Origin of the sequence: Desulfobacter sp. UBA2225 (genome assembly GCF_002348205.1) — a bacterium.
Classification (GTDB): Bacteria; Desulfobacterota; Desulfobacteria; order Desulfobacterales; family Desulfobacteraceae; genus Desulfobacter; species Desulfobacter postgatei.
This window is the reverse complement of record NZ_DDYV01000352.1, coordinates 1-10,698: the sequence shown is the minus strand read 5'-3', so window position 1 is coordinate 10,698 and position 10,698 is coordinate 1. Positions and strand designations below refer to the sequence as shown.

The following is a 10,698-nucleotide window of genomic DNA, read 5'->3' as shown; positions in this document are numbered from 1 at the left end:
GCATATCCGTGGCTCTGGCCATTGTCATAGGGCTGGCACTGGGATACTGGCTGGATACAATTTTTGGTACAAAACCGGTCCTTTTGCTGGTGGGGCTTGGGTTCGGCATAGCAGCCGGGTTCAGCAACATTATCAGAGCTGGAAAAAAAGCAGAAAAATATTAATGGATGAACTTGAGAAAATAGTAAACTTTATCACACGGACTAACTGGCTTCTGTTTCTGGGGTCAAGTCTTGTGGCATTGCTTATAGCCTCCCCCAAAGTGTATATCGGGGTTTTTCTGGGCGGTCTGATTGTGACAATCAATTTCCATGTTCTCAAAAATACAGTGACCAAAAATTTCAACCAAAAGCGGGTGCTTGAAAAGGGAAAATCTCTGATCGGTGCGCTTCTGGTTAAATATTATCTGCGTTTTGCACTGACGGCAGTGATTATCTTTCTGCTGATCGCAAATCGCAGTGTACATCCGGTAGGGCTTCTGGCGGGCCTTTCCGTAGTAGTGGCAAGCACGTTTATAGCAGCGGCAATTGAATTAACAAAGATAATATTCAGGGAGGCGGTTTAAGGTGGAACACCCATATCTATTTCTTACTTCGTTGTTTGGTTCGTTTGGTCTGGAACATTGGGCAGGGACCCATGCGCATGTCACTTACATGTGGCTTGCAATGATTATTCTCGTTATTCTTGGCTGGATTGGCGGCAAAAGCGTCACCCTCGTGCCCAAGAGCGTTCAGAATGTTTTTGAGGTAATCATCTCCGGGCTTGAAGAGTTTATGATTGGTATCACCGGAGAAGAGGGAAGAGATTCCGCTCCTCTGCTGCTGACTATTTTCCTGTTTGTCCTGTTAGGTAACCTGTTCGGCCTGGTTCCCGGATTCTATCCGCCCACAGCATCCATTAACACCACCGTTGCCTTGGCCGTCATTGCCGTGTCCTGGAGCCATATCATCGGCATCAAGAAACATGGTGTAAAATATATTAAACATTTCCTGGGACCCGTACCGGTACTTATGCCGCTTTTCTTTATCATTGAAGTCATCGGTCACTTGGCACGGGTACTGTCCCTGACTTTGCGTCTCTTCGGTAATATGATGGGTCATGAGCTGGTGGTAGGCATCCTTCTGATGCTGGCCGGCCCTTTTCTGATACCTCTTCCCATTATGGCAATGGGTATTCTTGTATCTTTGATTCAGGCCATAGTATTCTTCCTGCTGCCGACCATGTACATCGCAGGCGCCATTGAAGAAGCGCATTAAACTTAATGAATACAAAATGTAAGCCTTTTTACGGGATTTTGGAAGAAGCCCGTTCATTTATAATACTTTATTAAAAGGAGTAAATCTCATGGAATTTCTCGTTGGTAGTGTCTGGGCAGCAGCTTTTGCAATTGGTGTCGCTGCATTTGGTTGCGGCATTGCACAGGGTCTGGGTTTGAATGGTGCCATGGCTGGTATCGCAAGAAACCCTGAAGCAGCTGGTAAAATCCAGGTGAACATGCTGATCGGTCTTGCCCTGATCGAATCTCTGTGTATTTATGCTTTGGTTGTTGCGATGATCCTTCTGTTCGTTCATCCTGCAATCGGTCCTGCTGTTGCTACACTTGGCGGACATTAATACGCAGCTGTTCAACGATACATTCGTTTAAAAAAGGGTGTCTCCTTATGGAGACGCCCTTTTTGTTTTTTCTTGCATGGACACGGGGGAGCTGATATTATCTAACGAGTGAAAATTCCATAGATTTCCAGCCGATACCCGGATAAAATACCGAGGACGGACACTTCCGCCATTTGTTCCGGGTCGCGATCTCTGTTAAAAGATGATATCCGAGTAAAATTGGGCGGGAATGAATATTGAGTAAGCAATGATAAGCAGAATGGTAACACAGGAATGGTGAAAAAAAAAAATGTGATGGACAGCCTTCTATGCACTGATGATAAAGCGTTTGAAGGTTCAACAAAGGAATTGGACTGCCTGATATACCGGGGCAGTGAGGATGAATCCAAATCCGATTTGCCGGAACCGATTCTAAATCCCTCATGGACTGAGTTCAGGGGAAATGTTTCCGTGGAAATATGGGAAGGAAAGGCCAAAATCAGAATAAAGGTCAGCGGTGATGACAACGCCCATGTATCCATGCGAAAACTGGCAAGTATTGCTGTTGAAGCTATTATGGCCGAGTTACAAAAGGAGAAGGACCAGTGATTATTACCTGTCCCAAATGTGCCAGAAACCATAAAGTAAACCCTGACACGTTGAAACCTTTTGCAGATGCAGGTAAAAAAAACATCCTGGCTAGCTGCAAATCATGCAAATTTAAATTTCCTGTATCCCTCTCCTCTCTTTTGACATTGGACGAGAAACCAGTCGATACGAAACGCCGACCAGGGGGTGTGGCCAGAAAGATTTGTATCACCCTGAGCAAGGGCGGGGTAGGCAAAACCACCACCAGTGTAAATCTTGGTGCAGGCCTTGCTTTGGCCGGATATAGAGTCCTTTTAGTGGATACCGATACCCAGGGGCAGTCCTCTTATATTCTCGGGAAAAAACCGGGTGCCGGCCTGACCGAGCTTTTAACCCATGAACTGTCGGTTTCTGACTGCCTGATTGAGGCCCGGAATAATTTATGGCTGCTCTCGGGTGGAAAATCCCTGGCAGGCGTTAAACGAATTATTGACAAAAAAAGCTTTGGTGCTGAGTTTACTTTGTCCGAAGCCCTAAGACCTTTGGATGATCAGTTTGACTTTATTTTGATTGATACATCTCCCGGGTGGGACCAGTTGATTGTTAATGTCCTTTTTTATTCAACCGAGGTACTTGTGCCGGTTGCCCTTGAAGTCATGCCTTTGCATGGGATGTCCGAATTCATAAAAAGCCTTGGTGCCATTCAAAAGTACAGAAGTGAAATACAACTAAAATACATTGTGCCCACATTCCTTGACTTGCGGATCAAGGGTCCGAAGGTGCTGTACGATCAACTTAAAAAATTGTATCCAGAACAATTATGTAAGCCCATTCGCTACAATGAAAGTTTGGCTGAGGCACCTTCATTTGGGAAAACCATCTTTGAATTTGCACCAGGCTCAACGGCCTCCGAAGACTATCGAAGTCTGGTTCGTAGAGTGTCCGGAAACGAATCCGCTCTTCTTAAATAACAGCCATGGGCGAATCCGGTCTATTAATACCCAGGCTCAACCCAAAACAAAACATGAAAGTAATTCAATAACTTATTTAGACTTTCATATAAAATATCCGTCCAGAAATATGATTCGACAGTATCCGGTCTGACCGAACCGCTTGTCGTTGCAATCATTTAGTGGTAACCAGAGAAATCATATGGGATTAAAGACCCGCATCATTGCAGTCGTCATTGTGGCTTTCAGTGTCATGAATCTGTTTTTGTGTTCCTACATCACCCACCAGGTAAAGGCCCTTGAGTTAGAAAGCCTGCGGGCTCAAATTGACAAATCCACCTATCTCATGAAGAATATCAATACCCTTCCCCTTTATAATGTGGATATGGAAGCCTTAAAAATGAACATGGAGACTTTTTTTGATGACAAAAACATGAAACGCTTTGCCATCCATGATTCGGAACTTAATATTAATATCAATCTTATAAGAGAGTTCCCTTTGGGCGGAACGGATATAAAGAAAACTTTTGTTATCGACTATAATGGATTGACGCTCGGAAGGTTCACGGTTGTTTATTCCACCAGCTTGATTGAAAAAAAATTGGCTAGTTTTCGGACAAAAATGTTTGGGGTTTCTTTCTTCGTGACCCTTGTCATGGCTGTGGTGCTTATTTTTTTGATTACCCTCATTACTAAGCCGGTTGCAAGGCTTGCCCGCATCACCTCTGAGATAACTTCAGGAAATATCGATAAGGAAATTGACCAAACAAGTGTGGGGGAGGTGGGGATACTTTCACGTAATTTTGCGCGCATGCGTGATGACATTAAAGAAAAAACAGAAGATCTGGCGCGTACCAATACAATATTAGAAGGTGAGGTACAGCAGAAAACTTTGCAGGAGAAAAAAAATTTGCACCAGCGCATGGTTATCTCCTCTGTGAATACATTTTTTCAACGATCCATGACCGCACAGTCCGTTAAAGAAATCGCAGAAATTTTTATTTCCATTGCTCAAGGCGTGGTTCCAGCTCCCTATTGTTTTGTAGGGCTGGTCTGTGACAGGAAGGAGTATTTGAATATTCTGGCGTTTTCCGATCTGGTTGGCAAACAGTATCATAAGTTTAATGACGTATCTATAAAGCAGGGATTTAAACAACAGATATCCGGCAAACTGCTCAAAACAATTACTGATAAAACCCCTTTAATATTCAACAACGTAAGTTTGAATCCTGAATTTGATTTTTTGCCCAGGGAACATCTGCCCATCGACACCATTATGGCGCTTCCAATGCTGCACGGTCAGGATGTGCTTGGTCTTGTCGTTTTTGCAGATATGGAAGGCGAATATACGGTTGAGGACCAGGAGGTTGCCATGATGATGGTTATGGCTCTGGTTGAGGCATTAAGCCTTCAAACCCTGCAGGATGAAAAACAACGATTTGAAGAAATGGTGATTCAGTCTCAAATTGCTTCAAACATGCTCTCTTTTTCCGCAAGAAGAAACAAAATGGAGTTTGCTGTTGAAGATATAGCGATTCTCCTGGATCAAGCACTTGAACTGGCATCCAATGAATATACTCTGGAGCATGATTTCCATTTTGGCGCCATTCAAATTATGAAGGATTATGACCCTAATTTGCCAAAAGTTAAATGCCGGGGCGGCGAATTAAAACAGGTGTTTTTCAATATTCTGTCAAACGGGGCATATGCAATGGCCGGCAACACAGATAATCCGTGTCCGACTTTTTTTATCAGAATTTATGGTAAAGAAGATCAGGTATGCCTTGAGATAAGAGATAATGGCCCAGGCATGTCCGAAAATCTCCGCAGGCACATCTTTGAACCCTTTTTTTCCACCAAGCCTGATAAAGAGGGTGCCGGGCTTGGACTGTTTATCGCCAATTTTATCATAACGGAAAACCATAACGGCACAATTAACGTGGAATCGACCCTTGGGGAGGGAACATGTTTCAGAATTTTTTTACCCACCAATCTTGTTTGACAATATTGGTTTTGGGTAAATAGAAACTTCCTGATTATACAGACTAAAATTCAGTGTTGCTGTCTAAAATTTGATTGTCAATAAATTAGAGACGGAGAGGTTTTATGTCAATGATAAATATACCCGTTGTTTTGGTCTCACTGATTCTGATTGTGACATTAGTCCTTCTGATTTCAGAGAAAATTTCGGTTGATAAGACGGCCATAGGAATTATGGTGCTGCTTGCTCTGACTGGAATACTTTCCCCTTCAGAGACCGTGGCAGGGTTTGCCAATCCCGCTGTGATAACCGTAGGATCGATGTTTCTATTAAGTTATGGACTGATACGGACCGGCGCTGTCGGCTTTTTGACGGAATTGGTATTGAAATTTTCAAAAGGGAGCCGGAAATCTGCTTTTCTAATTATCCTTGTTGGGGGAGCTGTGTTGTCGGCATTCATTAATAATACACCGGTTGTGACTCTTTTTATCCCTATTGTCATGGGATTGAGTTGTGAATGTGATTTTTCCCCGTCAAAAATGCTCATCCCGTTGTCTTATGTATCAATTCTGGCCGGCACGTCTACACTGATCGGCACGTCGACCAATATCATTGTCAGCGATCTTGCAAACCTCAACGGGTTTGATCAATTATCTATGTTTGAACTCGGCCGCCTTGGTGTTCCCATAGCTGCAATCGGAATCTTTTTTTTATTTCTGGCTTCGCCAAAACTCATGCCCGGCCGGACTGCACCTGTATGTGAACTGGATGAAGGAAAAGAAAAAAAATACATTGCAGAACTGATAGTCACTGAAAAAAGTCCCTTGATCGGGAAAAGAGATATCACTGTATATGCCAAAGAAAATTTAGGGCTGAGCGTGATTGAAATTTTCAGAAACGGAGGTGTTTTTGATCCGTCCAGAACCAGACTGAGCATAAAGCAGAATGATATTTTCCTGGTCAAGGGGGCGGCACAGGACATCCTCTCCTGTCTGAAAAGCAAAGAATTATCTTTGATTCATGGAAAAGAAAGTCTCACATTTGGGGGGAGACCCGAAGATGATCTCATTGTTGAACTTGTTATTCCTCCACTTTCATCCCTTCTGAGGGAACCCTTGATGTCAGATGAACTCCAAAACGACGCCGATATATGTATTATTGCGATACGAAGCCGAACGAGTTATTTTTCCTATAGAGAATTACAAAACGGGAGGTTGAAAATCGGGGATATTCTCCTCGTACAATGCCCGAGAAACAAATTGGATAAAATAAGAAAGAGTCCAGACTTTGTGATCATTGAGGATATTCACCACGCTATTGTTGACAGGGAAAAGGCCGGCATTGCCACCGGAATTTTTGTCGCTGTTGTGCTTGCTGCAACACTTGGGCTTGTCGACATCATGATATGCTCTCTTTCCGGCGTTTTTTTAATGACGTTGACCCACTGCCTGAGTTTAAAAGATGCCTACCGTTCATTTCAGTCTGAAGTTCTCCTTTTGATTGTCGGAACACTGGCTTTAGGGCTGGCCATGCAGAAAACAGGCGCAACGGAGCTCTATTCAAACGCGTTTTTAAGTCTATTCGAAGGCAAAAGTCCACATATGATCCTTTTTGCCATCATAGTATTAACCAGTATATTCACCCATATTTTAAGCAACAATGCAACTGCAGTACTCCTGCTTCCCATCGCGATCTCTACCGCAGTCTCACTTGGCGTGGATCCCCGGCCATTTATTATCGGCATCTGTTTTGGCGCCAGCGCCTGTTATGCCAGCCCCATTGGTTACCAGACGAATCTGTTGGTCTATGGTCCTGGCGGATATAGATTTTCAGATTTCCTCAAGCTGGGTCTGCCATTGAATGTAATTGTAGTCGTTATCGCAAGTCTTTTCATTCCTGTTTTCTGGCCTTTTTAAAGGGCCGGGGAAAAATAAATGCTACAGAGTCGATCAATTTTTTTTATATGAAAGTATTGAGTATTGAGATTTAAAACAAGCTGTTTTCTTACTACTCAATACTCACATCTTTCATTGTTTGTTGTGTCCGTCAGGAGATGGTCGTTGATTCGTATCCTATGGGTGGCTTAGGGCGCATATTTTTGGAAATATGTGCCCCTTCAGTCGCAACGAAGAATATGGATAAAAAGGCTATGTATGGACAAGCTCTTAGAGCTTTGAGATTTCCTCCGTCTCTATAACCTTAATACCCTGTTTCGCCAAAATAACTTTTGCCTTTTCAATGTCATCAAAGCGGAAAATCATGATGGCGTTTTTGCACTGGGGGTTGGCAAATGCATACATGTACTCCACATTGACATCTTGTTCACTTAACGGATCCAGCACTTGGTTCAGACCGCCGGGTTCATCATTCACCTCCACGGCCAAAACACGGGTTTTGCCGACGGTGAATCCCTGATTCCGTAAGGCTGCGGTGGCTTTGTCATTATCATTGACAATGAGGCGCAGCACACCAAAGTCCGTGGTATCTGCAAGGGAAAGCGCCCGGATATTCACTCCGGCATCCCTTAAAATGGCCGTGACTTCAGCAAGACGCCCTTCTTTGTTTTCTATGAATATGGATATCTGTTCAGCCATAATAATCTCCTTGGTTAAAATTGGCGGTTATCTATAACTCTGACAGCCTTGCCCTGGCTTCTTTCTATGGTTTTAGGCTCCACAAGGGCCACCTTGGCAGATACGCCCAAGTGCTCCTTGATATCGTGGGAAATTTTACCTTCCATGGCCTGCAGCCCCTTGATGTCATCGCTGAAGGAAGCTTCGTCGATTTCCACTTTGACCGTCAGAGTATCCAGGTTGTCCACCCGATCAACCACCAACTGGTAATGGGGGGCAACTTCCCGGCTTTCCATAAGAACGCTTTCGATCTGGGATGGGAATACATTGACGCCTCGAATGATAAGCATGTCGTCCGTACGGCCTGTGGGTTTGTTCATCCGCATGTGGGTCCTGCCGCAGGTGCAGGGAACAGGGTTCAAGGAGGTGATGTCCTTGGTGCGGTAACGGATGACCGGGAAGGCTTCCTTGGTAATGGTTGTGAACACGATTTCACCGGGCTCTCCGGGGGGAACGGGTTCCAGGGTATCCGGGTCCACGATCTCCACAATAAAATGATCTTCGGCAATATGAAGGCCTTTTTGTTCTTCAACGCACTCCACAGATACGCCCGGCCCCATGACTTCGGACAGACCGTAAATGTCTACGGCCTTGAGATGGAGCTTGGATTCGAGTTCCTGGCGCATTTTTTCCGTCCAGGGCTCTGCACCAAAAATACCGGATTTAAAAGACAGATCCTTGAAATCCACACCCATTTCCAGGGCCACTTCCGCCAGGTGGAGGATATAGGAGGGAGTCCCGCACAGGATCGTGGGCTTGAAATCTTGCATAATGGTGATCTGGCGCTTGGTATTACCGCCGGAAACCGGAATAACCGATGCGCCTAAACGTTCAGCCCCGTAGTGGGCCCCAAGACCGCCGGTGAAAAGACCATAACCCCAGGCATTGTGGATAATATCTCCCGCGGTGGCGCCGGCTGCAGCCATGCTTCTGGCCATCAGGTCGGCCCAGGTGTTGATATCCCGTTTGGTGTAGCCGACCACCGTCGGTTTGCCCGTGGTGCCCGAGGATGCGTGGATGCGGATCACCTGCTCCATGGGAACGGCAAACATGCGATAAGGGTAGTTGTCCCGAAGGTCCTGTTTTGTGGTAAAGGGCAGGCGCCTTAAGTCATCCAGGCGTTTTATATCAGAAGGCTTGATACCGGCTTTGTCATAAGTTTCCTTGTAGAATGGAACCGTGGCATAAATCCGTTCAATAGTTGTTTGGAGACGGCGAAGCTGGATCGCCTCCAAGCCCTCCCTGGGCATGGTCTCATAGTCAATGTCGTAAATGGGCATGTTTATCTCCCTGGTTAAATATTACCGCCGAATTCAGGCTTTCTTTTTTCTAAAAATGCTGATGTGCCCTCCTTTGCATCCGGGCTTGCAAAGGTTATGGCAAATGCATCGTTTTCAAACAGACATCCGGTTTCAAGGTCACAGCCTATTCCGGCCTGGATAGCCTCTTTGGCTGCTCTCAAGGAGACGCTGCCTTTGGCTGCAATGCGCCGGGCTGTTTTTTGAACCTCCTCCATAAGGGACTCATGGGGGCACACCTGGTTGACCATACCATATTCCAGCGCTTTGTCAGCAGTAATAGTGTTCCCAGTGAAAATCATCTCCTTGGCCCTGTTTCTTCCCACAACCCTGGAGAGTCGCTGGGTGCCGCCAAAACCGGGAATAAGGCCCAGGTTTATTTCCGGCAGTCCAAACACTGCATTTTCCGAGGCATAGATAAAATCGCAGGCCAGGGCCACTTCACTGCCGCCGCCCAGGGCAAAACCGTTTACTGCGGCAATGGCTGGGAAGGGCAGGGCTTCAATTTTGGAGAAAATTTTCTGCCCCTTGCGGGAGAAGTATTTTGCTGCCAACGCATCCATTTGGGTCAGTTCCGAGATATCTGCACCGGCTACAAAGGCCTTGTCTCCAGTGCCTGTGAAAATGAGCACCCGGATTTCTTTGTTGGCCAGTACCTGGTCCAAAGCAGTATCCAGTTCATCAAGCAGTGCGTTGTTCAGTGCATTCAAGGCTTTGGGACGATTAAAATAGATCATGCCAATGGCATTGTCCATCTCAAGGATGATGTTTTCAAAGGACATAAATTTCACCTGTTATTTGATTTTTATAGTTATCTGTGCTTGGGATTTGTGGCATTGATGTATTTTTCTATCCCGCCGGCAATGGCGTTGCAGATGTCATTGCGGTAGGAAGCGGTCATCAGACGTTTGCATTCGGTTTTGTTGGAGATAAAAGATGTCTCAATGAGAATTGCAGGCATCCGCGCTCCGAGCAGTACATAGAACGGGGCCTGTTTAACCCCCAGATCACGGATATTGCTGTATCTTTTTTTCATGCCTGATATCATGGATTTGTGAACGTTACCGGCAAGTCGCGTGGATTCCTCTATCTTGGTATGCTTCATCAGATCATTGAGGATATAGGCCAGATCCGAGATGTTTTTTTCAGATGTGGCATTTTCTCTGGCAGCCACGGCAATGGACTGTTCATCAGTGGCAAGGTTTAAAATATAGGTTTCAATGCCGGACAGGTTTTTGTCGTTGGCGGCATTGCAGTGCATTGAAATAAACAGATCAGCCCGCTTGGTATTGGCAATGGCAGTTCGTTCCTCCAGGGTCAGTTTTTGGTCTGTGCTCCGGGTAAGCAAAACTTCACAGTTCAAGCGTTTGCGCAGTTTTTCTGCAAGATTTGTTGCCAGTTTAAGCACAATGTCCTTTTCCCATACGCCTCCAATATATCCGGGAGCACCAGGATCCTTGCCGCCGTGGCCGGGATCAATGACGATTTTTCTGACACCTAAAGCCAGCTGACGGGTAATGTCAGAGGATTTCAGATGGTCCGTGGTGATGCGGTCCTGCCTTTCATGCACCGGCTTTTCATACACCTGCCTTTCATACATCGGCTTTTTATACATCGCCTTTTTATACATCGGCTTTTCATGCACCGGCTTTTCA

Annotated in this window: 12 protein-coding genes; 8 read left to right on the top strand and 4 right to left on the bottom strand. The window is 45.4% G+C overall.

Going from position 1 to position 10,698, the window contains the following annotated elements:
- The first annotated feature begins 8 nt into the window (after positions 1 to 8).
- The 8 genes from B3D59_RS18240 to B3D59_RS18205 all read left to right on the top strand — a co-directional run bounded on the left by B3D59_RS18240 (position 9) and on the right by B3D59_RS18205 (position 7,028).
- Positions 9 to 164 (top strand): AtpZ/AtpI family protein, encoded by a 156-nt coding sequence (locus tag B3D59_RS18240; protein WP_349676912.1) that lies wholly within the window; start codon positions 9 to 11, stop codon positions 162 to 164.
- Positions 164 to 565 carry an ATP synthase subunit I gene (locus B3D59_RS18235; RefSeq protein WP_286822573.1) on the top strand — a complete coding sequence of 134 codons (402 nt, stop codon included), beginning with the start codon at positions 164 to 166 and terminating at the stop codon, positions 563 to 565. The genes B3D59_RS18240 and B3D59_RS18235 overlap by 1 nt, the downstream gene beginning before the upstream one ends.
- Before the next feature lies 1 nt (position 566).
- The gene (gene atpB / locus B3D59_RS18230; RefSeq protein WP_286822572.1) at positions 567 to 1,256 is read left to right on the top strand and encodes a F0F1 ATP synthase subunit A; all 690 of its coding nucleotides are present in this window, start codon (positions 567 to 569) and stop codon (positions 1,254 to 1,256) included.
- An 88-nt stretch (positions 1,257 to 1,344) separates the two neighbouring features.
- Positions 1,345 to 1,614, top strand: coding sequence for an ATP synthase F0 subunit C (gene atpE, locus B3D59_RS18225; protein ID WP_004073167.1), 270 nt, complete (start codon positions 1,345 to 1,347; stop codon positions 1,612 to 1,614).
- A gap of 273 nt (positions 1,615 to 1,887) precedes the next feature.
- Positions 1,888 to 2,202 (top strand): hypothetical protein, encoded by a 315-nt coding sequence (locus tag B3D59_RS18220; protein ID WP_286822571.1) that lies wholly within the window; start codon positions 1,888 to 1,890, stop codon positions 2,200 to 2,202.
- Entirely contained in the window at positions 2,199 to 3,152 is a 954-nt protein-coding gene (locus B3D59_RS18215) for an AAA family ATPase (RefSeq protein WP_286822570.1), read from the top strand. The genes B3D59_RS18220 and B3D59_RS18215 overlap by 4 nt, the downstream gene beginning before the upstream one ends.
- 181 nt (positions 3,153 to 3,333) lie before the next feature.
- Positions 3,334 to 5,133, top strand: coding sequence for a HAMP domain-containing sensor histidine kinase (locus B3D59_RS18210; RefSeq protein ID WP_286822569.1), 1,800 nt, complete (start codon positions 3,334 to 3,336; stop codon positions 5,131 to 5,133).
- Between the two features lie 104 nt (positions 5,134 to 5,237).
- Positions 5,238 to 7,028, top strand: a complete 1,791-nt coding sequence (locus tag B3D59_RS18205) for an SLC13 family permease (RefSeq protein ID WP_286822567.1) — start codon at positions 5,238 to 5,240, stop codon at positions 7,026 to 7,028.
- A 249-nt stretch (positions 7,029 to 7,277) separates the two neighbouring features.
- Here the strand turns inward: B3D59_RS18205 and B3D59_RS18200 are convergent, their stop codons facing one another.
- The 4 genes from B3D59_RS18200 to B3D59_RS18185 all read right to left on the bottom strand — a co-directional run.
- Positions 7,278 to 7,706, bottom strand: a complete 429-nt coding sequence (locus B3D59_RS18200) for an ACT domain-containing protein (RefSeq protein ID WP_286822566.1) — start codon at positions 7,704 to 7,706, stop codon at positions 7,278 to 7,280.
- A 14-nt stretch (positions 7,707 to 7,720) separates the two neighbouring features.
- On the bottom strand, positions 7,721 to 9,025 hold the full coding sequence (locus tag B3D59_RS18195) for a phenylacetate--CoA ligase family protein (protein ID WP_286822565.1): 1,305 nt from the start codon (positions 9,023 to 9,025) through the stop codon (positions 7,721 to 7,723).
- A 14-nt stretch (positions 9,026 to 9,039) separates the two neighbouring features.
- Positions 9,040 to 9,825 (bottom strand): enoyl-CoA hydratase/isomerase family protein, encoded by a 786-nt coding sequence (locus tag B3D59_RS18190; RefSeq protein ID WP_286822564.1) that lies wholly within the window; start codon positions 9,823 to 9,825, stop codon positions 9,040 to 9,042.
- Between the two features lie 29 nt (positions 9,826 to 9,854).
- Positions 9,855 to 10,698 (bottom strand): N-acetylmuramoyl-L-alanine amidase family protein (locus tag B3D59_RS18185; RefSeq protein ID WP_286822563.1); only part of this gene is annotated, 844 nt, incomplete at its 5' end.

What these genes read in the sequence shown, in the direction of transcription:
- B3D59_RS18235 (WP_286822573.1), top strand. Translation starts at nt 164, where the DNA reads ATGGATGAACTTGAGAAAATAGTAAACTTTATCACACGGACTAACTGG.
- atpE (WP_004073167.1), top strand. Translation starts at nt 1,345, where the DNA reads ATGGAATTTCTCGTTGGTAGTGTCTGGGCAGCAGCTTTTGCAATTGGT.
- B3D59_RS18220 (WP_286822571.1), top strand. Translation starts at nt 1,888, where the DNA reads ATGGTGAAAAAAAAAAATGTGATGGACAGCCTTCTATGCACTGATGAT.
- B3D59_RS18210 (WP_286822569.1), top strand. Translation starts at nt 3,334, where the DNA reads ATGGGATTAAAGACCCGCATCATTGCAGTCGTCATTGTGGCTTTCAGT.
- B3D59_RS18205 (WP_286822567.1), top strand. Translation starts at nt 5,238, where the DNA reads ATGTCAATGATAAATATACCCGTTGTTTTGGTCTCACTGATTCTGATT.
- B3D59_RS18200 (WP_286822566.1), bottom strand. Translation starts at nt 7,706, where the DNA reads ATGGCTGAACAGATATCCATATTCATAGAAAACAAAGAAGGGCGTCTT.
- B3D59_RS18195 (WP_286822565.1), bottom strand. Translation starts at nt 9,025, where the DNA reads ATGCCCATTTACGACATTGACTATGAGACCATGCCCAGGGAGGGCTTG.
- B3D59_RS18190 (WP_286822564.1), bottom strand. Translation starts at nt 9,825, where the DNA reads ATGTCCTTTGAAAACATCATCCTTGAGATGGACAATGCCATTGGCATG.